The organism is Pantoea sp. RG18, from assembly GCF_025910075.1.
Lineage (GTDB): Bacteria > Pseudomonadota > Gammaproteobacteria > Enterobacterales > Enterobacteriaceae > Pantoea > Pantoea agglomerans.
On record NZ_JAPCIL010000014.1, the window covers coordinates 149,927 to 176,744 of the forward strand.

Below are 26,818 nucleotides of genomic sequence, written 5' to 3' on the forward strand. Positions count from 1 at the left end.
AGACATGGTTAAGTTAGATAGAACAGATCACCTGATGCTGGCCCGCCAGCTCCCTACACAGACGGTTGCTCTGATCCTCGCCGGCGGACGCGGTACGCGCCTGGTCGATTTAACGGCCAAACGTGCCAAACCGGCGGTGCATTTCGGCGGCAAGTTCCGCATTATCGACTTTGCCCTCTCCAACTGCGTCAACTCCGGTATCCGACGGATTGGCGTGATTACTCAGTATCAGTCTCATACCCTGACTCAGCACATCCAGCGTGGCTGGTCGATCTTCAATGAAGAGATGAATGAGTTTGTCGATTTGCTGCCAGCGCAGCAGCGATTTTCGACCGAACAGTGGTATCGCGGGACGGCCGATGCCGTGACGCAAAACCTTGATGTGATTCGCCGCTATCAGGCGCAGTACATCGTGATCCTCGCCGGGGACCACATTTATAAGATGGATTACTCACGCATGCTGCTGGATCACGTGGTCAACGAGGCGAAATGTACCATCGCCTGTTTACCGGTGCCGGTGCATGAAGCCACGGCGTTTGGCGTGATGGCGGTGGACGAAGAGAACATGGTGATCGATTTCGTGGAGAAACCCGCGAAACCGCCCACCATGCCGGGTGATGACACCCAGGCGCTCGCCAGCATGGGGATCTACGTTTTCAATGCAGACTATCTCTATGAACTGCTGGAAGAGGATCTGCAGACGCCAGGCTCTAACCACGACTTCGGCAAAGATATCCTGCCGAAAATCGTGGCAAGCGGCGAAGGCTATGCGCACTCCTTTGCGCTCTCCTGCGTACAGAACGATGACAATGCGCCGCCTTACTGGCGCGACGTCGGGACGCTGGAAGCCTACTGGCGCGCCAATCTCGACCTGGCATCGGTGATGCCTGAACTCGATATGTATGACGTCACCTGGCCGATTCGTACCCACATGGAGCCGCTGCCGCCGGCCAAATTTGTTCAGGATCGTTCCGGCAGTCACGGGATGACCATGAACTCGCTGGTCTCGGGGGGCTGCATCATCTCCGGTTCAGTGGTGGTCAATTCGGTGCTGTTCCCGCGGGTACGCGTTAACTCTTTTTGCAATATAGATTCAACTGTACTGCTGCCTGATGTGGTAGTGGGCCGATCGTGTCGTCTGCGTCGCTGCGTCATTGATCGTGCCTGCGAGTTACCGGAAGGCATGGTCATTGGCGAAAACCCGGATGAAGACAGTCGCCGGTTTCACCGTTCGGATGAAGGCATCGTACTGGTAACCCGCGCCATGCTGGCCAGGCTGGCCAAAGCGGGGCTGTAAGCGATAAGCGAAACTTACGCAATCGGCACGCGGAGCGTGTCGGATAACTTAATGAGGTCGAGGATGCAGGTTTTACATGTCTGTTCGGAACTTTTCCCGCTGCTAAAAACGGGCGGACTGGCTGATGTAGTCGGGGCATTACCTCAGGCACAAATTGCGGGCGGCACGGATACGCGGGTACTACTGCCCGCTTTTCCCGCATTGCGCAAAGGCATACCTGATCTCCAGGTCGTGACAGAGCGAGAAACATTTGCCGGTCATGTACGTCTGCTATTTGGTGAATTTAACGGTGTGGGCATCTACTTGATTGATGCTCCCGGCCTCTACGATCGTCCGGGTAGTCCCTACCATGACGAATCGCAGTTTGCGTATGTCGACAACTATCTGCGCTTTGCGCTGCTGGGCTGGGTTGGCTGTGAACTGGCGTGCGGCATGGACGCGATGTGGCGTCCCGATATTGTGCATGCCCATGACTGGCACGCAGGCCTGACCTGCGCCTATCTGGAAGCGCGTGGTCGTCCGGCTAAATCGGTCTTCACCGTGCACAACCTGGCGTATCAGGGGCTGTTCATGGCGCACCACATGGAAGAGATTGGCCTGCCATGGTCGTTCTTTAACATGCACGGGCTGGAGTTCTTCGGTCAGATCTCCTTCCTGAAAGCGGGACTTTTTTACGCCGACCATATCACGGCGGTCAGCCCGACTTACGCCCATGAAATTACTTCTGCCGAATATGCTTACGGCATGGAAACCCTGCTGGCACAGCGGATGCGTGAAGGCCGTCTCAGCGGCATTCTCAACGGCGTTGATCCCTCTATCTGGGATCCGGCGCACGATCTGCTGCTCAGCGCGCGTTATAACCGCGACACGCTGGAAGCGAAAGCGGAGAACAAACGTCAGCTGCAGGTGGCGATGGGTCTGAAGGTAGATGATAAAGCGCCGGTGTTCTGCGTGATCAGCCGTCTGACCAAACAGAAAGGGCTGGACCTGGTGCTGGAGGCGCTGCCCGGCTTGCTGGCGCAGGGCGGTCAACTGGTGCTGCTGGGCCAGGGCGATGCTGAACTGCAGCAGGGCTTCCTGGCGGCGGCGGCAGAGCATCCGGGCAGCGTCGGCGTGCAGATCGGCTATCACGAAGCGTTCTCACACCGCATTGTCGGCGGCGCAGACGTGATTGTGGTGCCGAGTCGCTTTGAGCCCTGCGGTCTGACACAACTTTATGGCCTCAAGTATGGTACGTTGCCGTTAGTGCGCCGCACCGGCGGGCTGGCCGATACCGTGAATGACAGCTCACTGGAGAATCTGGCCGACGGCATCGCCAGTGGATTCAGTTTTGAAGATGCAAACGCCTGGTCACTGCTTCGGGCTATCCGGCGCGCGTTTGTGTTGTGGTCCCGTCCTTCGCTCTGGCGCTATGTTCAGCGCCAGGCAATGGCGATGGACTTTAGCTGGCAGGTGGCAGCACAAGCCTACCGTGATCTCTACCAACGTTTGATGTAACGGATTGGGAAAACTGGATATGAATGCACCTTTCACTTACGCCTCACCAACGTTGACGGTTGATGCCTTAAAGCATTCGATTGCCTATAAATTGATGTTTACCATCGGCAAAGATCCCTCTATCGCCAATAAGCATGAGTGGCTTAACGCCTCGCTGCTGGCGGTGCGCGACCGGATGGTGGAGCGCTGGCTGCGTTCCAGCCGTGCTCAGCTGTCGCAGGATGTCCGGCAGGTCTATTACCTGTCGATGGAGTTCCTGATGGGCCGCACGCTGGGCAATGCGCTGCTGGCGATGGGGATTTATGACGATCTCAACCAGGCGCTGGATGAGATGGGACTGGATCTGGCCGAGCTGATGGAAGAAGAAAACGATCCGGGGCTGGGCAACGGTGGTCTGGGTCGCCTGGCGGCCTGTTTCCTCGACTCGCTGGCGACGCTGGGGATGCCGGGCCGTGGCTATGGCATCCGGTATGATTACGGCATGTTCAAACAGAACATTGTGGAAGGTGAGCAGAAAGAGTCGCCGGATTACTGGCTTGAATATGGTAATCCGTGGGAATTCCAGCGTTTCAATACCCGTTACAAAGTGCGCTTTGGTGGCCGCGTCCAGCACGAAGGCGCGAAAGTGCGCTGGCTGGAGACCGAAGAGATCCTGGCGATGGCCTATGACCAGATCATTCCGGGCTTTGACACCGACGCTACCAACACCTTACGGCTATGGGGCGCGCAGGCCAGCAACGAAATCAACCTCGGCAAGTTCAACCAGGGCGACTACTTTGCGGCGGTGGAAGATAAAAACCACTCCGAGAACGTGTCGCGCGTGCTCTATCCGGATGATTCGACCTACTCAGGCCGCGAGCTGCGCCTGCGTCAGGAATATTTCCTGGTCTCCGCGACGGTGCAGGACATTCTGAATCGTCACTGGCGGATGCATCAGACCTGGGACAACCTGGCGGATAAAATCGCTATTCACCTGAATGATACCCATCCGGTGCTGGCGATCCCCGAACTGATGCGTCTGCTGATCGACGATCATAAATTCAGCTGGGACAACGCTTTTGACGTCTGCTGTCAGGTCTTCTCCTACACCAACCATACGCTGATGACCGAAGCGCTGGAAACCTGGCCGGTTGATATGATCGGCAAGATCCTGCCGCGTCACCTCAGCATTATTTTTGAAATTAACGACTTCTTCCTTAAGACCATTCAGGATCACTATCCCGATGACCTGGATCTGCTGTCGCGCATTTCGATCATCGACGAAAACGATGGCCGCCGGATACGCATGGGCTGGCTGGCGGTGGTGGTCAGCCACAAAGTAAACGGCGTTTCGGAGCTGCACTCCAACCTGATGGTACAGTCGCTGTTTGCCGATTTCTCCCGCCTGTTCCCTGGTCGCTTCTGTAACAAAACCAATGGCGTCACTCCGCGTCGCTGGCTGGCGCTGGCGAACCCGGCGCTGTCAGAGGTGCTGGATGAGGAGATTGGCCGCAACTGGCGCACCGATCTCAGCCAGCTGGGGGAGCTGAAGGCGCAGATCGACTATCCGGCGTTTATTGAAAAAGTGGCGGTCGCCAAGTATCAGAACAAGCGTCGGCTGGCCGACTGGGTGGCGAAGAATCTGGACGTGGTGCTCGACCCGAACGCGCTGTTTGATGTGCAGATCAAGCGCATTCACGAGTACAAACGCCAGTTGCTCAACGTGCTGCATGTGATCACCCGATACAACCGTATCAAGGCCGATCCGCAGGCGGATTGGGTGCCACGCGTCAATATCTTTGCCGGTAAAGCGGCGTCGGCCTATTACGTTGCCAAGCACATCATTCATCTGATCAACGATGTCGCCAATGTGATCAACAACGATCCGCAGGTGAAGAACAAACTGAAGGTGGTCTTCATCCCGAACTACAGCGTGAGCCTGGCGCAGATCATTATTCCGGCGGCCGATCTCTCTGAGCAGATCTCTACCGCAGGGACAGAGGCGTCCGGCACCAGTAATATGAAATTTGCGCTGAATGGCGCGCTGACCATCGGAACGCTGGATGGGGCCAACGTTGAAATGCTGGATCACGTCGGTGAAGAGAACATCTTCATTTTCGGTAATACCACGCCGCAGGTCGAAGCCCTGCGTAAAGGGGGCTATAACCCGCGTGACTATTATGAAAAGGATGAAGAGCTGCATCAGGTGCTGACTCAGATTGCTTCCGGTCTGTTCAGTCCGCAGGATCCGGGCCGCTACCGCAATCTATTCGATTCACTGGTCAACTTCGGCGATCACTACCAGTTGCTGGCGGATTATCGCAGCTATGTGGATACCCAGGATAAAGTGGATGCGCTCTACCGTAAACCGGATGAGTGGCAACGCCGCGCGGCTAAAAACATCGCCGGAATGGGCTACTTCTCGTCGGACCGTACGATTCAGGAGTACGCTGATGAGATCTGGAATATCTCGCCAGTAAGGTTGTAAGGCGCGTGCAGTCAGGTTTCTGACTTTCTTTGCGGCCGAGGGATCGGCCGCACTCTCCTGTGCTCTCTTTGCTCACCGTCTATCCCGCTCCTCTTTCAGAAGGTTCAGCCTCTTATCGCCTCTGCCTCCGTAAGTGCCTCTTGTGCGAGCCAGATCATTACACCCTGGCTGAGAATCGCTACTATGCGGGAAAGCAAAATGACCCTACAGGCAACAGCAGCAATGAGTGACAACATCAACCAGGAAATTACCTTCCGTAAACTCAGCGTCTTCATGATGTTTATGAGCAAGGGCAATATCGCCCGTACGGCGGAAGCGCTGGCGCTGAGCAGCGTCAGCGTGCATCGCGCACTGCATACGCTGGAAGAGGGCATCGACTGCCCGCTGTTTATCCACAAGGGCCGCAACCTGGTGCCACTGCCTGCCGCCTGGACGCTGCTGGACTACTGTCGCGATGTGACCACCCTGATGGGCAAAGGCATTGAAGAGGCGCGCAAAGTCGCAGGCATCGGCGGAGGGCGTCTGCGACTTGGCACGCTCTACTCCCTGACGCTGGAGACCATTCCCCGGCTGATCATGGGCATGAAGCTGCGTCGGCCCACGCTGGAGCTCGATCTGACCATGGGTTCTAATCAAATGCTGCTGAATATGCTGGAAGATGACGCGCTGGATGCGATTCTGATCGCCACCGATGACGGCGAACTCAGCGACGCGCATTTTGATGTGATTCCGCTGTTTGAGGACAGGATCTTTCTGGCCACACCGGCCGGTGAGACGCGGGACGGAGCCGGTCCGGTGGATCTGCGTGATTATGCCGACCGTGATTTTGTCTCGCTGGCTGAAGGGTTTGCCACCTATGCTGGTTCGCAGGAGGCGTTCCAGATAGCCGGATTTGAACCGCGTATGGTCACCCAGGTGAATGACATCTTCTCGATGATAAGCCTGGTGCAGGCGGGCGTCGGCCTGGCACTGATCCCGGGACGGATGAAGAAGGTGTATGAAAACAACATTCAGCTGCTGACGCTCGCTGAGCCTTACCAGATGCGTCAGCAGATCTCGATTGTCTACTCACATCGCCGCGAACGGGATAATGACCTGCTGGCACTGGCGGCAGAAGGGCGGATGTATGCCCGCAGCCTTACTGACTCAGCCGTTTAACCAGATGGAGTGCAACCTCAACGCTGTTGCGCTCCAGACAAATCGCGTCGCCCTGCCAGCCCGCCTGAAGCGTCAGGCCGGTCAGCACATTGCCAGGCGGCATCTCAATCGCCAGTCGGGCATCGCGCTGATTGGCTGAAACCATCGCATCATTCCACTGCACCGTACGCGCCATATTAAAGGCAAGATCGTCGGCAATCTTCTCCGGCTCCCAAATCACGCGTCCGGTTGAACCGCTGAGGTAAGCGCAATGGGGACGGGAAAGGCTGACGGACCCGAATGCGCGCGCCAGTTCTGCGGCGGGCTTATCCAGCAGCGCGCAGTGCGACGGCACGCTCACCGCGAGTTTAATCGCTTTGCTGGCACCGGCATCCAGCGCTTTCTGCGCGACTACCGCCATATCCTCGTCGCGGCCAGCAATTACAATCTGTGTTTCCGCATTCAGGTTGGCGATATAGGTGTTGCTGCCGGGCAGCAGTTTCTCCAGACGACTCAGCGTCAGGCCGGTGATGGCGGTCAGGCCATATCCCTCCGGATAAGCCTGCTCCATCAGATCGCCGCGCAGTGCCACCAGCCGCAGAGCATCACTGAAATCCAGCGCGCCGGAAATCACCGCAGCAGGAAACGCACCAATCGACAGACCGCTGACGATATCGGGTTTCACCCCACGGCGGATCAGCTCGCGCGCCCAGGCTACACCGCAAATCAGCAGACTGAGCTGCACGGCGCGCGTGTGGCGCAGTGCATCGGCACTGTCGAGCTGGTCAGTCTCGTCGCCCAGTACTGCACGCACGCTGTTTAACAGGGCGTCGCCGTCTGGAAGGTGCTGTAACATCCCGGCACGCTGAGTGCCCTGGCCGGGAAAGGTAAAGAGTATTTTCATTGTAGCTCCCTGCTCCAGGGTGAAGCGGTCAGTATCGGCCCGGTAACGGTTTTAACCAGCGCGCGGCCTTCACGCAGCCACTCGATGAGGGCAAACGCGCCGGACGGCGTTTCTATCTGCGTATCGACCCGACAGGCCAGCGTGTCGGTTTGCGCCTGCCAGCGTTGCAGCGCATCGCGCGCCAGCGGCTCTGGCGCGCGAATAACTAAATCAAGATCGCTGGCGGCATGCAGCGTGGGTTGCTGAGTTGCCAGTGCGTAACCGGTACTGCCGGTAATGCCCCAGCGCCACGGCCAGTCGTGCTCACTGAGGGCAATCGCCGCGCCGACCGGCGCATAAGCGGTGAACGGCGAGGCAAGCAACTGCGCACGCGCTGCCAGCATCTCCGGCGTGACAACGCGAACGATATCCGCTGCATTGACCCATCCGGCGGCGCGCTGTTCGCGGCGCTCGCCGCGCACACCCACCGGTATCAGCCCGGTTTCGCTCCGGTCGCGCCGCACCACGACCGGAAGGCCGGGATGCCATAACTGACTGACCCAGCTCTCACTGATGGCGGCTAAGGCGTTGCCGTCTCGCAGCCAGAGCAGATCGTGGGGGCGCGGTACAGAGCTCATATTACATTCCTGATGTCAGCGTAATGAACAGCGGTAATGACAAAATACAGAGAATAGAGCTGAGCAGCAGCACAGCCTCTGCATCCGGCGACTGCACGCCAAAGCGGTTGCCAAACACCACCCCGAAGAAACCGGCGGAGAGCGCAATCATCAGAATGGCGGTAATGGCCACAGGACCGCTGAGACCCAATGCCAGCACCAGACCCCAGGCGATAAAGGGCTGAATCAGCAGTTTAGTCACCGTGCCGACGCCCACCACCGCGTTGAGTTTCAGTTTGCGTGCCGACAGGATGACACCGGTCAGGAAGAGTGCAGCGGCGGTGGCAGCCAGACCCAGCGGTTTGATGGCGGCCAGCACCAGATCAGGCATTTTAACGCCCAGCGCTGATAACACCACTCCAATCAACGGTCCCAGTACGATCGGTTTTTTCACTGAACGCCACATCAGAATTGGCAGCATGGTCAGGGTTGAACCGTGTTCGGTGCCGTCGGCAAACGCTTTTTCACGTTCCAGAATCAGCAGGCAAAGCGGTGTAAGCAGCACTGAACCACAGGCGATGGAGACCGCTACCGAGAGCGAAGTGGCACCATTTTCACCCAGCACGCTGGCCAGAATGGGCAGGCCCAGCGCGGCGTAATTTGGCAGCGCCACCGTCAGCGTCAGCACAGCCGCATCCTGCGGTGACTTTTTGAAAACTTTTGTAGCCGCGAAATAGACAGCCCCATAGGTAATCCACATTGCGCCGGTAATAACCACAATCAGCGGCCATTGCGCCACGATGCCCGGCCAGGGCGTTTGTACAGTGGCACTGAACAGCGCGGCGGGCAGCGCAAAATCCATGACGAAAATATTCAGCAGAGAGACGTCTTTGTTGTTGACCATTCCGGCCTTACCGGCCCAGAAACCCAGAAGCATGATGACAAAAATCGGAGCAAGGGCATGAACAATTATATAAATCATAAATCACCTGTATTTAAGAAAGAATTTTCTGTTAACAGCGATGTTTATAATTCTGAACACGGCCACTGCCCCGGGGCGCACTTAGCAATGCGCCCCGTCAGACCGGTTTCGGCAGGTTTATTTTTTTATTTAATTACCAGGTTGCGCGCATCCGCTCGCGAACCAGGGAGGAGCTGTGGCGATTGGATGCGCCCAGCCGGTTTTTCAGGCTCGGATCCTGACGCGCATCGCTAATGGCTTTCTGCAACGCGATCTCGACCATCGCCACATCGGCGTCAGAAGGCGCATCGGGATTGGCCACGTTCAGCAGATCGGAGAGCAGACCCAGCGTGGCGAAGTTATTCACGTCATAGGCCATCGGCGGAATGGTCGCCGCCAGTTTCTCCAGCGCCTCCACCGAACGCAGCGTGATACGCGCGGCGGACTCTTTACCCATCGCGTGCACCAGCACACCCTGATCGTTGAGCGCAATCAGGCGGTTGGCCTGATAACCGTGCGCCAGGAAGGCACCAGACATTGCTTTGCCAACAATCAGTCCAATCACCGGATGACCCGCAAGGCGTGCTTTGGCATAAGCGCCCGCAGCCCCCGCCAGCGCCTGATGAATACCGAACGCCTCTTCGCGACGGCCATAGGCCTGACTCGGTACGTCGATCACCGCCACAATCGGGCGTTTCACGTCGCTGTTCTTGTCCTCTTCCAGCGTTTCATTCACCACTTTCGCCAGCGTCCAGCCTTCCAGCAGACCGACTTCGCCCCTCGCGGCACGCGGATAGTGGTTTTGTGCATCGGGCACCACGGCGATAAAGCGCACGCTTTCACCATTAAGTTCACCGTCCGCCACCTGGACAGAGGCACACAGGCCGCTGAGGCGCTGCGCATCAGGTGCAAGTTTTTCCAGCCAGGTTGCACCGCGGCTGTTTGTCTGGGTCATTATTTATCCTCCCGGGCGAAAAGCTGTTTAATCTGCGCCGTGTCCGCCTGCTGACGGGTGTCGAACTGTGTCAGACGTGGCAGGAAATCGGCATACTTATCGCTGCGGTGCTGCGCCGGAACGCCTTTGGCGATGCAGTCATTCATCGCACTCTTAACCGCATTGACGCCATCACCGACCAGCGCATCGACCAGGCCGCTGGCGTAGCGGATTTCACCGCCAGTCATGCTCCAGATAAACGGGCGATCGCGCGAGTCATACTCTTCAATGCCCGCTTCCTGCTCAATCACCTGCGGACCGTTCAGCCCCAGGCGCGCTTCACGCGTCACAATCAGGTAGCTGCACAGCGCAGCGGCGATGGACATCCCGCCAAAGCAGCCGACGGTACCGGCAATAATGCCGATAACCGGGGTATAGCGGCGCAGATCGACAATCGCGGCATGAATATCGGCAATCGCCGCCAGCCCCAGATTGGCTTCCTGTAAACGCACGCCGCCGGTTTCCAGGCAGAGCACCGCCTGAGTGGGTATTCCATTGCGGTTGTCTTCGGCTGCCAGTTCCAGCGCCGCCGCCATTTTGGCACCGGAGACTTCGCCCATGCTGCCACCCTGGAAGGTGCCTTCAATGGCGATAACCACCGCAGGCTGCCCGTTCAGCGTGCCGCGTGCCACCACCATGCCGTCATCTGACTGCGGCACCACACCCTGCGGGGCCAGCCACGGCGACATGATGCCTTCGAAAGGATCCAGCAGTTCGCGATAGCTGCCGTCGTCCAGCAGTGCACGGGCGCGCTCACGGGCGCGTAATTCAATAAAACTGGCATCGTTACGCATGGCTCACCTCCTCAAAAACCTGTTCAATACGGATACGCGCCACGCCGGGTGTCGCGCCGAAATCGTGAATAATCAGCTTTCCGGCAGGCAGACCGTTGGTTAAATTCAGGCGGTCAAACAGCGCCTTCCAGCGGGCGTCACTGTTATCCAGTGAGGTGGTGATATCAATGCTAAGCGTTTGTCCTTCAGTTGCGGTGTACAGCACTTCCATATCACCGGAACCAACGACCCCTGCCAGAGCTTTACCGCTGAGTGAGCGGTTAGCAGGTAAAGATAATGTGATGTGTTCCATAATGGCCTCTAGAAATAAGAATGTTCAGGTGAACAGACCCGATCAATAAACAGCGTCGCGGCCAGCAAATCGGCGGCCCCGCCAGGCGAAGCGTTTAGCGACAGCATGCGCTGATCGAGCTGCGCCAGCGCCTTCTGGCCGCCTGCTGTGCGACAGCCGCCAGACAGCAGCACGGCTCGTGCTCCCTGCTGCATCGCTTTCAGTCCGGTCATACCGGCCCGTGACAGCACGCAGGTATCGCTGAGCGAGGTCATGATCGCCATCAGCGCATCAAGGCGGGCTTCATTTTCACTGGCACCCGTTGCACGACTGGTCAGCAGCTGCGGCAGCGCCAGCTTCATCACGTGAGGAAACGCCTGCTGCGCCTCTTCGCGTGCGCCGGGCACCTGATAGCGATGCGTCGCTTTTAACCCTTTGCTGAACAGTTTTGGTGCGGCGCGGTCGGGCAGGCTGGCCAGCGCGGCTGCTGTGCGGGTCAGCTGGTCGGCACTGGCCGCGCCACCGTGCATGGCTGCAGCACTGACCAGCAGTCCCAGCGCCCAGATCGCACCCCGATGGGTGTTGACGCCGCCGGTTGCCGCCATCATCTGCTGTTCACCGTCACGGCCCAGCCGACCCACCGTTTCACGCAGGGCAATATCAGCAGGACGCAGCCAGCTGTGACGGGCCAGCGCCAGAAAGGTCGGCACAAGGCTGTGAGCGGAACGCTCCATCAGCGCCAGCGTCAGATCCTGATGCGCGCCGTTCCCCCGACTGTCTACCAGACCCGGCTTGGGGCTTAGCCGCGCTTCATCGGTCAGACAATCGCGCGCAATCATCGCCAGCTGGCTGGCCTGCGCCTCGGTTTGAGTCTGCGACAGAAGTTTCATTACCAGCTCCGGAATTTTGCCGGTGGGTTATAAAGACCACCCGACCATTCCACCAGGTCAGAGACGCTGCTGGCGGCGAGCAGTGAGCGGGTCGCATCTGAACGACGAATGCCCATATCTTCCGGATAGACCACTTTGCCGCTTTTACGCAGGGCCGCCACGCGCGCCGCATCGACGCCAAGGCCGATATCGGTGATACCGGCTACCGCAGCGACCATCGCACGGCGCTCTTCAAGGCTTTCCGCGCGATAGAGATAGGCAATACCCTCTTCGGTCAGCACGTGGGTGACGTCATCGCCATAGATCATCACCGGTGCCAGCGGCATACCGGTCGATTTCGCCACTTCAACGGCATCTAGCGTTTCAACAAAGGTCGGTTTGGCACCGGCCTGGAAGGTTTCCACCATCTGAACCACCAGTTTTTTACCGCGCTGCATCGGATCCGGTTCGGTGATCATATTGAGCCATGCAGGCGTGGCATGGCGTCGGCCGTGCGGATCGTGGCCCATGTTAGGCGCACCGCCGAACCCGGAAAGGCGACCGCGGGTCACGGTTGAGGAGTTTGCCAGGCCATCGACCTGCAGGGTGGCACCGATAAACATATCCACCGCATACTGACCTGCCAGCTGACAGAAGGCGCGGTTAGAGCGCATAGAGCCGTCGCTGCCGGTGAAGAAGATATCGGGACGGGCGCGAATGTACTCTTCCATGCCCAGCTCGCCACCGAAGCAGTGCACGCTCTCAACCCAGCCGCTCTCAATCGCCGGGATCAGCGTCGGATGCGGGTTAAGGGTCCAGTGCTTACAGATTTTGCCTTTCAGGCCGAGTTGTTCGCCGTAGGTAGGCAGCAGCAGTTCGATCGCGGCGGTATTAAAACCGATACCGTGGTTAAGTGACTGCACCTGATGTTCGGCGTAAATGCCTTTAATCGCCATCATCGCCATCAGGATATGTTCCTGCTTAATCAGGCGCGGATCGCGGGTAAACAGCGGTTCGATAAAGAAAGGTTTATCGGCTACGACGATGTAATCGATCCAGGAGCCAGGAATATCGACGCGGGGCAGGTCGGTCTCGTCATCGACCAGCTCATTTACCTGGGCAATCACGATACCGTCACGGAACGCGGCGGCTTCCACCAGGGCAGGCGTATCTTCAGTACTCGGGCCGGTGTAAAGGTTGCCTTTGCGGTCAGCTTTATAACCGGCAATCAGCGCGACGTTTGGACTCAGATCGACATAAAGGCGGGAATAGAGTTCGATATAGGTGTGGATTGCGCCTATTTCCAGCTGACCATCTTCTAACAACTGAGAAATACGCAGACTTTGCGGACCGGAAAAAGAGAAGTCGAGTTTACGGGCAATGCCTTTTTCGAAAATATCCAGATGCTCACTGCGACCCACGCTCGGCATAATCATATGCAGGTCGTGTACTATCGCCGGATTAACCTCAGCCAGGGTACGTGATAAAAAATCGGCCTGCTTCTGGTTATTCCCTTCCAGTACCACCCGGTCGCCCGGTGCAATCAGTTTTTCAAATGCTTCTACAGCTCTTTCAGTAGGAATGACTTTGCCATCAACAGGGAAGGATGCCAGACGACGCGCTTTTTCACTGCGGCGCGTGTTCCATTCCCGGGCAGGCGTTTGGCCTGTGTTCATTTCAACCTCCTGATTAAAATAACGGTTGTTTCGTTTTTACTGAGGAAAGTTTGTGCTTTCTGATGACGTCGTTCAATTAAGCAAAAAGCCTGAACGTTATATTTACAGTAACAATAGGATGTGAACGTTTTGATATGCGAAGCAGAAAGAGTTGAGTCTAGGCGCTGACCAAAAATGTGATCGCATAAACGGATTTCTGTATAAAGAATGGTGTGAGCCTGGCATTTTTAATAAAAAGTACGTCGTACAAAAATAAACTCTGCTACACGCTGAAAAGCGCAACCTGTCGGATCAGCACCCGGATTCACCGACCCGCTATCGCAGAGATAAAAAAAGCAGGCCGAAGCCTGCTTTCTGATTCTTTAGTTAGTTACTGTCCGTTTATGATGCCAGCGACAGGGCGGGTTTAGCTTTCGCTGCCAGCCACTCGGTGACTCGCGCCTGCTGCTCTTTGGTCAGCCACATGCCCTGTTTGGTACGACGCCAGATAGCATCATCCAGCTCACGCACCCACTCATGCTGCACCAGGTAGCGTAATTCTGCTTCGTAAAACTCGTGACCGAAGTTCTCGCCCAGATCGTCCAGGCTTTTCGCGCCAGCCAGCAGGGTTTCAGTGCTGCTGCCGTAGGTGCGCGAGAAGTGGCGCGCCATATTTTCACTGATAAACGGATAGCGACGACGCAGGCTGGCCGCATAATCTTCACGGGTGCCGGAGATATTTCCGCCTGGCAACACGCAGTTCTTCGTCCATGCCGGGCCCGCGTTCGGGTAGTACTTCGCCAGTTTCTCCAGCGCATGTTCTGCCAGCTTACGGTAGGTGGTCAGCTTGCCGCCAAACACCGACAGCAGCGGAGCCTGACCATTATCGTCGCGCACATCCAGGGTGTAATCACGGGTGATCGCCTGTGGCGAATCGGATTCGTCATCACACAGCGGACGGACACCGGAATAGGACCAGACGATATCGTCAGCGGTGAGCTGCTTTTTAAAGTGTCCGTTGAACACTTTCAGCAGATAGTCGGTCTCGCTGTCATCAATATTGACGTTTTTCGGATCGCCTTTGTACTCGACGTCGGTGGTACCGATGATAGAGAACTCATCCATCCACGGGATGACAAACACGATGCGGTTATCTTCGTTCTGCAGAATGTAAGCCTGCTTTTCGGTATGGACGCGTGGCACCACAATGTGGCTGCCCTTGATCAGGCGAATACCGTAAGGTGATTTCAGCTTCAGGCTGTCGTCGAACAGCTGTTTGACCCACGGGCCGGCAGCATTGACCAGGCCTTTCGCCTGCCAGGTAAAGGTTTTACCGCTGTCGACATCTTCCGCTTCGACCTTCCACAGGCCGCCTTCACGCCAGGCACGGGTCACGCGGGTGCGGGTACGGACTTCGCCGCCACGCTTCACGACTTCCTGTGCGTTCAGTACCACCATGCGGGCATCATCGACCCAGCAGTCAGAATATTCGAATCCGCGCGTAATTTCCGGCTTCAGGGCCGAATCCGCGCCAAATCGCAAACTTTTACTGCCTGGCAGACTGGTACGCTTGCCAAGATGGTCATACATAAACAGGCCGGTACGGATCATCCACGCCGGACGCAGATGCGGACGGTGCGGCAGACGGAAGCGCATCGGGAACGCCAGATGCGGAGCCATTTTCAGCAGCACTTCACGCTCGGCCAGTGCTTCACTGACCAGACGGAATTCGTAATGTTCAAGGTAGCGCAAGCCGCCGTGAATCAGTTTTGAACTGGCAGAGGAGGTCGCGCAAGCCAGATCCCGCGCCTCCAGCATTAACACCGACAGTCCGCGTCCTGCAGCGTCTGCTGCAATGCCGGCACCGTTGATGCCGCCGCCGATCACGATCAGGTCTTTGGTTTCCACGTCATCTCCTCCGATGTTCGGAATAGTTCACTAATGTTCGTTTTCGAGCATAATCATAATCGCAAACCAACATTGACGCCAGCTTTTAACCAGGTAAAAACATTTTTGCGTGATATAGCTAACATTCTGCCCACCAAAAAAACCGATAGCCGTAACGATTGTCAGGTTATTGGCGTGGATTCTCGGGTTACACTACGCGCTATTGTGACGCTGTTATGAGAGATCCCATGGAAACGTTCGAATGTATTGATGTGCAGCAGGCGCAGGCGCGTCTGGCGCAGGGTGCGCTGCTGGTAGATATCCGCGATCCGCAAAGTTATGCCCTGGGTCATGCGGCGGGTGCGTTGCATCTGACCAACACCAACCTCAGCGATTTTGTCAGCGGTGCCGATCACAGCCTGCCGGTGCTGGTGATGTGCTATCACGGCAACAGCAGCAAAAGCGCGGCACAATATCTGCTGGGACAGGGCTTCAGCGCGGCGTACAGCATTGATGGCGGCTTTGATGCCTGGCGTGCTGCCTTTCCTCAGCAGGTTGCCCTCGGCAGCGAATAGATTGCCGCTCGTCACATGGAGAGTTACTGATGCGCATTACCCAATTTAATCAGCCCCGCATGGCGCAGGCCTTTGTTGACTACATGGCGACGCGGGGCATCACGCTGCGTATTGAGCATGAAAATCACTACGTCATCATGCTGGATGATGAGAGCAAGATTTCACTGGTCGAAAACGAACTCCAGCAGTTTTTGCACGACCCTAACCATCCGCGTTATCAGGCCGCCAGCTGGCACAGCGGAAAAACTGACAGTGGCCTGCGCTATGAGCGCAGCAATATCTGGGCGAATATCCGTGAGCGTGCCGGTCCGCTGACCATGACGCTGATGGTGCTCTGTATCGCGATATTTATTCTGATGCAGGTCATGGGCGATCGCACCGTGATGGCCTGGCTCTCCTGGCCGGATGCCGATCAGCATCTTCAGGTCTGGCGCTGGTTCAGCCATGCGCTGCTGCACTTTTCACTGCTGCACATTCTGTTTAATCTGATGTGGTGGTGGTATCTGGGCGGCGCGGTTGAGAAGCGACTTGGCAGCGGCAAACTCTTTGTCATCCTGCTGATTTCGGCTCTGCTCAGCGGCTGGCTGCAGGCGAAGTTCAGCGGCATCTGGTTTGGTGGCCTGTCGGGCGTGGTCTATGCCCTGATGGGTTACTGCTGGCTGCGCGGGGAGCGCGATCCCGACAGCGGCGTCTATCTTGAACGGGGATTGATCGGTTTTGCGCTGGTCTGGCTGGTGATTGGCTGGTTTGGCGTCTTTGGTCTGGCTATTGCCAACGCGGCGCACGTCGCCGGTCTGGTGGTCGGACTGGCGATGGCGCTGGTGGATACGCGTAAAGTCACGCGTCGTTAGACAGGATTATGCGGGTTAACAGGAGAGGAACGTGAAGCAGACGCAACGTCATGACGCGATTATCGATTTAGTCCGTCGTCAGGGATATGTCAGTACTGAGGAGCTGGTGGATCATTTTGAGGTCAGCCCGCAAACCATTCGTCGCGATCTCAACGATCTGGCCGATCAGAACAAAATTCAGCGTCACCACGGCGGCGCGGCGCTTCCCTCCAGCTCTGAGAATACCGCCTGGCACGACCGTAAAATGATGTGGTCAGCGGAAAAAGCGCGGATTGCCCAGCGCGTGGCCAGCCAGATCCCGGATGGTGCCACGCTGTTTATCGATATCGGCACCACGCCGGAAGCGGTGGCGCATGCGCTGCTCAACCACAGCGATTTGCGCGTGGTCACCAATAACCTTAACGTCGCCATGCTGCTGATGGATAAACCCGATTTCCGGGTCATTATCGCGGGCGGTGAAGTGCGGACCCGTGATGGCGCGGTAATGGGTGAAGCGACGCTCGACTTTATTTCTCAGTTCCGGCTCGACTACGGCATTCTGGGGATCAGCGGCATCGATATGGATGGTTCGCTGCTGGAGTTTGACTATCACGAAGTCCGCACCAAGCGTGCCATCATTGAAAATTCACGCTGCGTGATGCTGGTGGTGGATCACTCGAAGTTTGGCCGTAACGCGATGGTCAACCTCGGCAACATGAGTCTGCTTGACTACCTCTACACGGACAAAACGCCGCCTGCCAGCGTAATGAAGGTGATTGAGCAGCATGAGGTTCACCTCGAACTCTGCTGATTCCTGCCACGCCAGCCCCCCGGCTGGCGTTTTTCTTTGATTGCTGTCGCTTTTTTCCTCACTCCCGTCTTTACTTAACGGTTGCTGGCACCCGGTTGCCAGTCCGTGCGCTTTCTATTTTTGCTTCACCTCATTGCGTAACAGAAGGGAGTGATATGCCGCAGCAAAAATTTAATAAAGCCCGTTTTAATGCCGCCTTTACCCGCCAGTGGCAACAGTTAAGTCTCCGTTCCGCCCAGCAGATGACCCCGCACCAGGCGTGGCAGGCGGTCAGCGCGGCGCTGGCGGAGCTACTGGACGCACAACCGGCACCGCGTCCGGCTGTGCAGCAGCGTCACGTTAATTACCTCTCGATGGAGTTTCTGATTGGCCGTCTGACCGGCAACAACCTGCTCAATCTCGGCTGGTATAACGACGTCAAAGCGGCGCTGGCTGAGCACGAGTTCGATTTAACGGAACTGCTGGAGCAGGAGGTCGATCCGGCGCTGGGTAACGGCGGGCTGGGACGACTGGCCGCCTGCTACATGGATTCGATGGCAACGGTGGGGCAGTCCGCCACCGGCCACGGACTGAATTACCAGTACGGCCTGTTTCGCCAGTCTTTCGATGATGGCCAGCAGATTGAAGCGCCCGATGACTGGCAACGTGAGCGCTATCCCTGGTTCCGCCACAACGCGGCGCTGGATGTGGAAGTCGCGATGGGTGGCCGGGTAGAAAAGCAGGAAAACGGCGGTGTACGCTGGCTGCCCGATTTTACGCTGCGCGGTGAGGCCTGGGATTTGCCGGTGACCGGCTACCGCAACGGCGTGACGCTGCCGCTGCGTCTGTGGCAGGCAGTGAGTGCGCATCCGTTTGATCTCACGGCGTTTAACGACGGCAATTTTCTGCAGGCGGAGCAGCCGGGCATCGAGGCGGCAAAACTGACCAAAGTGCTCTATCCCAATGACAACCATCAGGCCGGCAAGCGGCTGCGCCTGATGCAGCAATATTTCCAGTGCGCCTGTGCGGTGGCGGATATCCTGCGTCGTCACCATCTGGCGGGACGCAGCATTCACAGCCTGCCTGACTTCGAAGTGATTCAGCTCAACGATACACATCCCACCATCGCCATCCCGGAGATGCTGCGCGTGTTGCTGGATGAGCATCAGCTGAGCTGGGATGAGGCGTGGCAGATCACCAGCCGGTTGTTTGCCTACACCAACCACACGCTGATGCCGGAGGCGCTGGAGCGCTGGGATGAGAAGCTGATGCGCAGTCTGCTGCCGCGCCATATGCTGATCATCAAAGAGATCAACCAGCGGCTGAAAAAGCAGGTGAAGCAGCGCTGGCCGGATGACAAAGCGATGTGGCACAAGCTGGCGGTGGTCGCTGACGGTCAGGTGCGGATGGCGAATCTCTGCGTCGTCAGCGGGTTTGCGGTCAACGGCGTGGCGGCGCTGCACTCAAGCCTGGTGGTCAGCGATCTTTTCCCGGAATATCACCAGCTCTGGCCGCAGAAATTCCACAACGTCACCAACGGCATCACGCCGCGCCGCTGGCTGAAGCAGTGTAATCCGGCGCTGGCCGGGCTGATTGATGAGACGCTGAAAACCGAGTGGGCCAATAACCTTGAGGCGTTAAGCGGTCTGGAGGCGTATGCCGACGATCAGGCGTTTCGTCAGCGCTATCGCAGCATCAAACAGCAGAACAAAGCGCAGCTTACGGAGTATATCGCCCGCCACACGGGGATTATCGTGAACCCCGCCGCGCTGTTCGATGTGCAGATCAAACGGCTGCATGAGTACAAGCGCCAGCACCTCAGCCTGCTGCATATCCTCTACTGCTATCAGAAAATCTGTCATAACCCGGAGGATGTCACCTTTACGCCACGGGTGTTCCTGTTCGGGGCCAAAGCCGCGCCGGGTTATTACCTCGCCAAAAATATCATTTACGCCATTAACAAGGTGGCGGAAGTGGTGAACAACGATCCACGGGTCGGCGACCGACTTAAAGTGGTGTTTATCCCGGACTACCGCATCACCGTGGCCGAACTGATGATCCCGGCGGCCGATCTCTCAGAGCAGATCTCCACCGCCGGGTATGAAGCCTCCGGCACCGGCAACATGAAGCTGGCATTGAACGGTGCGCTGACGATTGGCACGCTGGATGGCGCCAATGTCGAGATTGCCGAACAGGTGGGTGAGGAGAATATCTTTATCTTCGGTCACACCGTGGATGAGGTCAAAGCGCTTAAGGCGAAAGGCTATAACCCGAAAAAGGTGCGTAAGCAGAACAAGCCGCTGGACGATCTACTGAAATCGCTGGAGAAGGGCAAATTCAGCAACGGGGATAAACATGCGTTTGACCTGATGCTGGAGAGCCTGACGAAACATGGCGATCCCTGGCTGGTGCTGGCCGATTTCCAGGCCTACATCGAGGCGCAGCAACGGGTGGAAGCCCTGTGGCGCGACCCGGAAGGCTGGACCCGCGCCGCCATCCTCAATACGGCACGAACCGGCATGTTCAGTTCGGACCGGTCAATTCGTGACTATCAGCAACGTATCTGGCAGGCACCGCGCTAAGGAGCAGCAATGAAGCAACATTCACTCGGTCAGGCCGCCCGTGCCGCGGGAATTTCACTTGACTACATCAACGTCAATGGCGAGAAAGAGGCGATCAGCGATGAGACCCTGCAGGCGCTGCTGGCGGTGATGGACGATCCGCAGGACGCAAAAAAATCGCCGCTGCCGCCGGTCGCGGTGTTCAGCGGCAGTGGCAAGCGACAGCTGACGCCACAGGGCAGCGGCGTTTACCGCTGGCAGTTGCAGACTGAAAAGGGCAAACAGCACAGCGGCGAGTTAACCGCCGGTGAGCCTTTTACGCTGCCTGGCCCGCTGGCGCAGGGGTACCACCAGCTCACACTCAGTAAGGGCAAAAAAAGCTGGCAGACGCGGCTTATCGTCGCGCCGCGCCGCTGCTATCTGCCTCCGGCGCTGGAAGCGGGGGAAAAACGCTGGGGTGCGCTGGTGCAGCTCTACACCGTGCGCTCTGAACAGAACTGGGGCATCGGCGACTTCGGCGATCTCGACCAGCTGCTGGTGCAGCTGGCTGAACGCGGTGGCGATTTCGTCGGGCTGAATCCGCTGCATGCGCTCTATCCCGCCAGCGCCGGTTTCGCCAGTCCGTACAGCCCGTCGTCGCGCCGCTGGCTGAACGTAATCTATATCGACGTCAGTCAGGTGGCCGATTTTCAGCAAAGCGCGGCGGCACAGAAGTGGTGGAACAGCGCCAGAACCCGGAAGGCGCTGACCAAAGCACGTGAGGCGGAGCTGGTTGACTACGAGGCGGTAATGGCGCTTAAGCTCGCTGCGCTGCGGCACGCCTGGGCACACTTTCAGGCGCGAGACAGCCAGAGCGAAGAGCATCAATCCTGGGCGGCCTTTGTGCATGAAGGCAGCGACAGCCTGCGTTATCAGGCCGCCTACGACGGCATACAGCTGGAGCGGCGGGCAGACAAGGCGCAGCAGGGCGGCTGGCCTGCGTGGCCGGAAGGGTGGCGCAACAGCCAGTTGCCGGAGGTGCAGCAGTGGTGTGCACAGCATGAAGAGGAGATCGCCTTCTGGCAATGGCTGCAATGGCTGGCGCAGCAGCAGTTCTCTGGCTGCTGGACGCACAGTCAGGCGCTGGGCATGAGCGTCGGACTCTATCGTGACCTGGCAGTGGGCGTGGCGGAAGGCAGCGCGGAAACCTGGCACGACCCGGAGCTTTACCGCCTCAAGGCCTCGGTAGGTGCGCCGCCTGACCGTCTCGGTCCGCTGGGACAAAACTGGGGCTTACCGCCGATGGATCCGCATGTCATGAAGGCGCGCGGCTACCAGCCATTTATCGACATGCTGCGCGCCAACATGCGCGACTGCGGCGCGCTGCGCATCGACCATGTGATGTCACTGCTGCGTCTGTGGTGGGTGCCTGCCGGGGAGACGGCGGATAAAGGCGCCTATGTGGCCTATCCGGTCAACGATCTGCTGGGCATCCTGGCGCTGGAGAGCCACCGGCTGCGCTGCATGGTGATTGGCGAAGACTTGGGCACCGTCCCCCAGGAGATTGTCAGCCTGCTGCGTAAAAGTGGCGTCTTTTCATGGAAGGTGCTCTGGTTTGAGCAGGAGAAGGATGAGCGCTATCGCGCGCCGCAGGACTATCCGCGCCAGTCTATCGCCAGCGCCAGCACGCATGATCTGCCTACGCTGACCGGCTTCTGGGAGCAGGGCGACCTGGCGCTGGGTGAGAAGATTGGCCTCTATCCGGGCGATGCGGTGAAAGCGTTACATCAGCAGCGCGCCGCGCAGAAGCAGGCGCTGCTGGATGCGCTGCATCAGGCGGGTGCCTTACCGGCACGCAGCCAGAAGAAGGCAGAGAAGCTCACCATGACGCCTGCGCTGAATCGGGCAATACATCGCTTCCTGGCGGATACCGACAGTGCGCTGCTTGGCCTGCAGCCTGAGGACTGGCTTGGCATGACCACGCCGGTCAACGTCCCGGGCACGGTGGAGCAGTACCCTAACTGGCGACGCAAGCTGAGCAAAACGCTGGAGGAGATCTTTGCGGACAAGGAAGTGAATGCACTGCTGAAGGTTGTCAGCCAGCAGCGTCAGTCAGGACAGAAAGGGCAATAACAGAAGCGCGGCAGCCAGGCTGCCGTTTCTGACCGATGATAAAACTTGATCAGAATAAATCTGGCAGCAACTGCTCAACTCAACACGCAGGGAGCGCGGGCAGAGGAGGAAAGCGTCCCGCGTCAGGGATGGCGCGGGCCGAGCGTGTCAGGGATGACGGATTTTGCGTCTTTCCGATCTGACCGCGTTCCCTGAGCAGGCTCGATCTCTCAGCGGAGAGGGCAGATTCTGACTGCAAACCCCGCTTATTCATCAGTAGAACGAGTGTTCACCGCGCTGATGCTCAGTAATATCCCGCACGCCTTTGAGTTCCGGGAAGGCGGCCAGCAGCTCTTTCTCGATACCATCTTTCAGGGTCACGTCGATCATCGAACAGCCGTTACAGCCGCCGCCAAACTGCAGAATGGCGTAGCCCTCATCGGTGATCTCCATCAGCGACACGCGACCGCCATGGCCGGCCAGCTGTGGGTTGATCTGCGCCTGAAGCAGATACTCAACGCGCTCAACCATTGGCGCATCATCAGAGACTTTACGCATTTTGGCATTCGGCGCTTTCAGCGTCAGCTGTGAACCAAGATTGTCGGTAACGAAGTCAATTTCAGCATCTTCCAGATACGGCTTGCTCAGTTCATCAACGTAAGCAGAGAGCTTTTCGAACTTCAGTTCGGTGTCAGTAGCTTCAACGGCATCGGGCGGACAGTAAGAGACGCCACACTCGGCTGTTGGCGTACCCGGGTTAATCACGAATACGCGAATCTGGGTGCCATCTTCTTGTTTGGATAGCAGTTTAGAAAAATGTTCCTGGGCAGAGTCAGTAATTCGGATCATGTCGATTGCTCAATAGTTGACTAATTTAGTTGGTTATAATACGCCCATCAAAGACGCTCTACAAGGTACGGCACAGGCACCAGACCTGCACGCTGGCGGCACCCTGGGCCATTAACAGGCGGCTGATTTCATCTACCGTACTGCCGGTGGTAATGACGTCATCCAGCAGAGCGATATGGCGTCCCTGCACCACCATTTCAAGGCAGAAAGCACCCCGTAAGTTGGTGCGGCGCTGGCGGGCGCTGAGCTGATGCTGTAATGCGCCCCCGCGCTTGCGGGAAAGACCTTCGCGCCATTCACATCCCAGCCAGTGCGCCAGCGGTGCGGCCAGCAGTACCGTCTGATTAAAGCCACGCTGCCAGCGTCGTCGCCGATGCAGCGGAACCGGCAGCAGCAGATCGGGACGCGGCACACTGCCACGCCGGTAAACATTAAGCCAGCTTAGCAAAAGCAGCCGCGCCAGCATCACCCTGAGTGCGGTTATGTGAGAAAATTTAAGCTGGTTAACCCACTGGCTGAACGGCGGACAATAGTCATTGACGCAGACCAGCGCCTGCCAGGCGGGCGGTTTAAGCTGGCAGCGGCCGCAGGCGACCTTTGCTGAACCTGCCGGCAACCCGCAGCGTGGACAGAGCAGCGGTAACGGCGGTAATCCGCGCAGACATAAGCTGCAGATGCCATGCCGGGCTATCCGCAACGGCATCCGGCATAGCCAACACAGGGCGGGCATTGCTAGCATAGCGACCTCCTTATCATTCTCGGGATAGTAACTGATGACGTCGCTCTACTGGCACACCTGCGGAGAAGGAAAACGCGATCTTGTGCTGCTGCACGGATGGGGACTGAATGCCGAAGTCTGGCAAAGCATCATTCCGCGACTCAGCGCGCACTATCGCCTGCATCTGGTCGATCTGCCCGGCTATGGCCGCAGCCAGCATTTCGGTGCGCTGACGCTGGAGCAGATGGCAGCGCAATTGCTGCCTGCGCTGCCACCGCAGTCGATTGTGGTGGGCTGGTCGCTGGGCGGACTGGTGGCGACGCAGCTGGCGCTGAGTGCGCCAGAAAAACTGGCTGCATTGATCACCGTTGCCTCGTCGCCCTGTTTCACCGCCACAGAGAGCTGGCCCGGCATTAAACCGGAGACGCTGCAGAACTTTCAGCAGATGCTCAGCAACGATTTCCAGCGCACGGTGGAGCGCTTTCTGGCGCTGCAGACGCTGGGTACCGAAACGGCTCGCGCCGATGCGCGGCAGCTGAAAGAGGTGGTGCTGTCGCAGCCGATGCCGGAGGTGGCGGTGCTGGATGGCGGACTGGAGATTCTGCGCCAGGTCGATCTGCGCGACGCGTTACCGCAGATTACGCTGCCGTTCCTGCGACTCTATGGCGCGTTAGATGGACTGGTGCCGCGCCGGATTGCGGCGGAGATTGATGTAATGTTGCCAGCATCGCCCTCAGTGGTTATCGAAAAAGCCGCACATGCGCCTTTTATTTCCCATCCTGAGCGCTTTTGCCAGCATATTGTTAATTTTATCAGTAATCTGCCGTGATAATGACGCTTTGAACTGGCAAAATCGCAGACAGCAGCAATACTTCTCTCTGTGAGCGAGGCCGTTGCAATTTTATGTGATTAGTCATGGAAATGACTATGCCGTTCCATACTGCCTTACGCGTTTAGCGGCTGCTTACATCTCACAATGGATCATGAATGAGGGTAAACATAATGAAGGTTTTTAAATGGGTTGTGGCTTCAATGATGATGGGCGCGATTTCATTTTCTGCGATGGCAGCGAAAGAAGTCACCCAGGAAGAAGTTAAAACAATGAACCTGCAAAAGATCGGCAACGTTAACACCACGGCGGAAACCACCTCGCCAATGGATGCTAAGAAAGTGTTGTCGAAGCTCGCTGACGAAAAGGGCGGTAAATACTACCGCGTGATCGCAGGCCGCGAACACGGTAAATTCAGCGCAACGGCTGAAGTCTACAAGTAATTAACGTAGCCACATGAACTGCCAGGCATCCAGCTTAACCGGCTGGGTGCCATCAATTTTCTCTCCGCTCACCACATCCTGCAACGTATGCGCCACCGGTAATTGCGTCTCCACTGACCGTCCACTGAGATTAAACACGCACAGCAGCCCGTCGCCGCTTTCTGGCTGATGACGTCTGAGCACCAGCACGGCGTTTTCGCTCTCATAAAGCGTCATCGGATTATCCGGGTGAAACGCAGGCTGACGACGACGCAGCTGAATCAGTTGCCCGAGCCGGGTATAGACCTGCTGGCGCAGCCAGTTACCGCCCGCCAGATCTCCCTCAATCTGCTGTAAATCATACTTCTGCCGATTAATCGCCCGGTTGTGTCCGGCGGCGCGCACGCCATCGTAATGGTTACGACCACCCAGAATGCTCTGGATATAGATGGCAGGCACGCCGGGAAAGACCAGCAGAATCGCATGGGCCAGCAAAAAACGTTTCAGCCGCGTGGCGTCATCGTCATCTTCACGGTTGAGCGCATCCAGATAGGTGACGTTGATTTCATAGGGGCTGGTGGTGCCGTCAGGGTTGTTTTTATAGGAGACCAGCGCGCCTTCCAGCGCCAGATCGCGCACCAGCGCCACAATCTCTACTTCAGACAAAATGCCGCGCGCCGGATTAAGGCCGATGCCGTCGTGTGACGCCAGAAAGTTGAAAAAGGTGGTGTCGTTGCTGCTGAGATCCAGAGCGCTCGCCCACTGCCGCAGTGCGCGCGCCGAGCCGGTGTGAATCGCATGCAGCACCAGTGGCGGCAACGAAAACTGATAGACCATCTGCGCCTCATCGTGCCCGTTGCCCAGATAGCTGATGTTGTCCTGATGCGGCACGTTGGTCTCGGTGATAATCACCGTGCCAGGCGCAACCTGGTCGGCAATAGCGCGAAACAGCTTCACCAGCTGATGGGTCTTTTCCAGATGAATACAGCGCGTGCCGGGCGTTTTCCACATGTAGCCGACCGCATCGAGACGCACATAGTCAGCGCCGCGTTTCAGGTAGTCGAGCAGCACATTGACCATGCGCAGCAGCACCTCAGGATTGGCAAAGTTGAGGTCGATCTGGTCGGCGCTGAAGGTGGTCCAGATAAAGCGGGTTTCGCCATCCGCCATTTTAAACGGCGTCAGCAGCGGCGAGGTGCGCGGACGCGTCACGGCGCTGAGATCGGTGGCGGGCGGCATACTGATAAAGAAATCGTCCCAGCCGGGATCCTGCGCCAGGAAGTGGCTGAACCAGGCGCTGTGTGCCGACATATGGTTGCAGACAAAATCGAACATCAGCCGGGTTTCCTGATGCAGCCGCGCAATGTCCTGCCAGTCGCCGCACAGCGGATCGACCTGATGGTAATCAATCACCGAAAAGCCGTCATCGGACGACCAGGGGAAAAAGGGCAGCAGGTGAACCAGCGGAAACGTGGATTGCAGGTGCTGCTGATAGAACCGGGAAAAGGTGCTGAGCGTGGGTTTATCGGCTTCGCGAAACTGATCGGCATAGGTGATCAGCACCACATCCTGCTCATCCCAGTGTGCCTTGCGCGGCAGCTTAATGGCCTCGCGGGCGGTGGCGATGTCAGCCAGCAGGCGCGCAAAGGTCGCCTCCGGAAATGTGCCAGCATAAATCTTATCAATCAGATCGGTGATCGTTTCCATCGTGAATTGGGTGCCACAGCAGGTGTTGTTTTTATGACAGGCGTCTTTTTAGCGTAGCGCGATGGCGGGGATTTTCAACCGGGGAGAAGGGTGTGAAGAGGGGGCCAGGCAGTGGCC

The 26,818-nt window shown here is 57.7% G+C and carries 23 protein-coding genes; 11 read left to right on the plus strand and 12 right to left on the minus strand.

Annotated elements, in window-relative coordinates; genetic code table 11:
- The first annotated feature begins 4 nt into the window (after positions 1–4).
- The 4 genes from glgC to OK409_RS15635 all read left to right on the plus strand — a co-directional run bounded on the left by glgC (position 5) and on the right by OK409_RS15635 (position 6,419).
- Positions 5–1,297, plus strand: coding sequence for a glucose-1-phosphate adenylyltransferase (glgC, locus tag OK409_RS15620; protein WP_010253246.1), 1,293 nt, complete (start codon positions 5–7; stop codon positions 1,295–1,297).
- Positions 1,298–1,360: 63 nt separating this feature from the next.
- Positions 1,361–2,794 carry a glycogen synthase GlgA gene (glgA, locus tag OK409_RS15625; protein WP_010253243.1) on the plus strand — a complete coding sequence of 478 codons (1,434 nt, stop codon included), beginning with the start codon at positions 1,361–1,363 and terminating at the stop codon, positions 2,792–2,794.
- A gap of 19 nt (positions 2,795–2,813) precedes the next feature.
- Entirely contained in the window at positions 2,814–5,261 is a 2,448-nt protein-coding gene (gene glgP / locus OK409_RS15630; protein ID WP_010253240.1) for a glycogen phosphorylase, read from the plus strand.
- A 222-nt stretch (positions 5,262–5,483) separates the two neighbouring features.
- On the plus strand, positions 5,484–6,419 hold the full coding sequence (locus tag OK409_RS15635) for a LysR family transcriptional regulator (RefSeq protein ID WP_010253237.1): 936 nt from the start codon (positions 5,484–5,486) through the stop codon (positions 6,417–6,419).
- On the opposite strand, the gene mdcH is transcribed toward OK409_RS15635, so the two are convergent.
- The 9 genes from mdcH to glpD all read right to left on the minus strand — a co-directional run bounded on the left by mdcH (position 6,400) and on the right by glpD (position 15,350).
- Complete coding sequence (mdcH, locus tag OK409_RS15640; protein ID WP_010253234.1) at positions 6,400–7,302, minus strand: malonate decarboxylase subunit epsilon; 903 nt, start codon at positions 7,300–7,302, stop codon at positions 6,400–6,402. The genes OK409_RS15635 and mdcH overlap by 20 nt on opposite strands.
- Complete coding sequence (locus OK409_RS15645) at positions 7,299–7,919, minus strand: malonate decarboxylase holo-ACP synthase (RefSeq protein WP_264367208.1); 621 nt, start codon at positions 7,917–7,919, stop codon at positions 7,299–7,301. The genes mdcH and OK409_RS15645 overlap by 4 nt, the downstream gene beginning before the upstream one ends.
- A gap of 1 nt (position 7,920) precedes the next feature.
- Positions 7,921–8,880 (minus strand): AEC family transporter, encoded by a 960-nt coding sequence (locus OK409_RS15650; protein ID WP_010253228.1) that lies wholly within the window; start codon positions 8,878–8,880, stop codon positions 7,921–7,923.
- A gap of 133 nt (positions 8,881–9,013) precedes the next feature.
- Complete coding sequence (gene mdcE, locus OK409_RS15655; protein WP_022624027.1) at positions 9,014–9,814, minus strand: biotin-independent malonate decarboxylase subunit gamma; 801 nt, start codon at positions 9,812–9,814, stop codon at positions 9,014–9,016.
- Complete coding sequence (locus tag OK409_RS15660; RefSeq protein WP_031592682.1) at positions 9,814–10,647, minus strand: biotin-independent malonate decarboxylase subunit beta; 834 nt, start codon at positions 10,645–10,647, stop codon at positions 9,814–9,816. The genes mdcE and OK409_RS15660 overlap by 1 nt, the downstream gene beginning before the upstream one ends.
- The gene (mdcC, locus tag OK409_RS15665) at positions 10,640–10,939 is read right to left on the minus strand and encodes a malonate decarboxylase acyl carrier protein (protein WP_010253220.1); all 300 of its coding nucleotides are present in this window, start codon (positions 10,937–10,939) and stop codon (positions 10,640–10,642) included. The genes OK409_RS15660 and mdcC overlap by 8 nt, the downstream gene beginning before the upstream one ends.
- Before the next feature lie 8 nt (positions 10,940–10,947).
- Complete coding sequence (locus OK409_RS15670) at positions 10,948–11,808, minus strand: triphosphoribosyl-dephospho-CoA synthase (RefSeq protein ID WP_050680525.1); 861 nt, start codon at positions 11,806–11,808, stop codon at positions 10,948–10,950.
- Positions 11,808–13,463 (minus strand): malonate decarboxylase subunit alpha, encoded by a 1,656-nt coding sequence (gene mdcA / locus OK409_RS15675; RefSeq protein WP_010253213.1) that lies wholly within the window; start codon positions 13,461–13,463, stop codon positions 11,808–11,810. Before mdcA ends, OK409_RS15670 begins: the two co-directional genes overlap by 1 nt.
- 381 nt (positions 13,464–13,844) lie before the next feature.
- Positions 13,845–15,350 carry a glycerol-3-phosphate dehydrogenase gene (gene glpD / locus OK409_RS15680; protein ID WP_010671548.1) on the minus strand — a complete coding sequence of 502 codons (1,506 nt, stop codon included), beginning with the start codon at positions 15,348–15,350 and terminating at the stop codon, positions 13,845–13,847.
- Positions 15,351–15,577: 227 nt separating this feature from the next.
- Here glpD and glpE point away from each other — a divergent pair, with 227 nt between their 5' ends.
- The 5 genes from glpE to malQ all read left to right on the plus strand — a co-directional run bounded on the left by glpE (position 15,578) and on the right by malQ (position 22,197).
- Positions 15,578–15,904, plus strand: coding sequence for a thiosulfate sulfurtransferase GlpE (glpE, locus tag OK409_RS15685; RefSeq protein WP_033759026.1), 327 nt, complete (start codon positions 15,578–15,580; stop codon positions 15,902–15,904).
- Between the two features lie 29 nt (positions 15,905–15,933).
- Complete coding sequence (gene glpG / locus OK409_RS15690) at positions 15,934–16,755, plus strand: rhomboid family intramembrane serine protease GlpG (RefSeq protein ID WP_010671549.1); 822 nt, start codon at positions 15,934–15,936, stop codon at positions 16,753–16,755.
- A 31-nt stretch (positions 16,756–16,786) separates the two neighbouring features.
- Entirely contained in the window at positions 16,787–17,545 is a 759-nt protein-coding gene (locus OK409_RS15695; RefSeq protein ID WP_010253201.1) for a DeoR/GlpR family transcriptional regulator, read from the plus strand.
- Between the two features lie 155 nt (positions 17,546–17,700).
- Positions 17,701–20,106 (plus strand): maltodextrin phosphorylase, encoded by a 2,406-nt coding sequence (malP, locus tag OK409_RS15700; protein ID WP_064691040.1) that lies wholly within the window; start codon positions 17,701–17,703, stop codon positions 20,104–20,106.
- A 9-nt stretch (positions 20,107–20,115) separates the two neighbouring features.
- Positions 20,116–22,197 carry a 4-alpha-glucanotransferase gene (malQ, locus tag OK409_RS15705; protein ID WP_264367209.1) on the plus strand — a complete coding sequence of 694 codons (2,082 nt, stop codon included), beginning with the start codon at positions 20,116–20,118 and terminating at the stop codon, positions 22,195–22,197.
- 252 nt (positions 22,198–22,449) lie between these two features.
- Here malQ and nfuA read toward each other — a convergent pair whose 3' ends face one another.
- The gene (nfuA, locus tag OK409_RS15710) at positions 22,450–23,025 is read right to left on the minus strand and encodes a Fe-S biogenesis protein NfuA (RefSeq protein WP_010253194.1); all 576 of its coding nucleotides are present in this window, start codon (positions 23,023–23,025) and stop codon (positions 22,450–22,452) included.
- A 58-nt stretch (positions 23,026–23,083) separates the two neighbouring features.
- Positions 23,084–23,764, minus strand: coding sequence for a DNA utilization protein GntX (gene gntX, locus OK409_RS15715; RefSeq protein ID WP_022624032.1), 681 nt, complete (start codon positions 23,762–23,764; stop codon positions 23,084–23,086).
- Positions 23,765–23,798: 34 nt separating this feature from the next.
- On the opposite strand from gntX, the gene bioH reads away from it, so the two are divergent.
- Together bioH and OK409_RS15725 are read left to right on the plus strand one after the other, a co-directional pair.
- Positions 23,799–24,572, plus strand: a complete 774-nt coding sequence (bioH, locus tag OK409_RS15720; protein ID WP_264367210.1) for a pimeloyl-ACP methyl ester esterase BioH — start codon at positions 23,799–23,801, stop codon at positions 24,570–24,572.
- A gap of 173 nt (positions 24,573–24,745) precedes the next feature.
- On the plus strand, positions 24,746–25,015 hold the full coding sequence (locus OK409_RS15725; protein WP_010671554.1) for a YdgH/BhsA/McbA-like domain containing protein: 270 nt from the start codon (positions 24,746–24,748) through the stop codon (positions 25,013–25,015).
- On the opposite strand, the gene OK409_RS15730 is transcribed toward OK409_RS15725, so the two are convergent.
- Positions 25,016–26,701 carry an alpha-amylase family glycosyl hydrolase gene (locus OK409_RS15730; protein WP_010253185.1) on the minus strand — a complete coding sequence of 562 codons (1,686 nt, stop codon included), beginning with the start codon at positions 26,699–26,701 and terminating at the stop codon, positions 25,016–25,018.
- Positions 26,702–26,818: the final 117 nt, after the last annotated feature.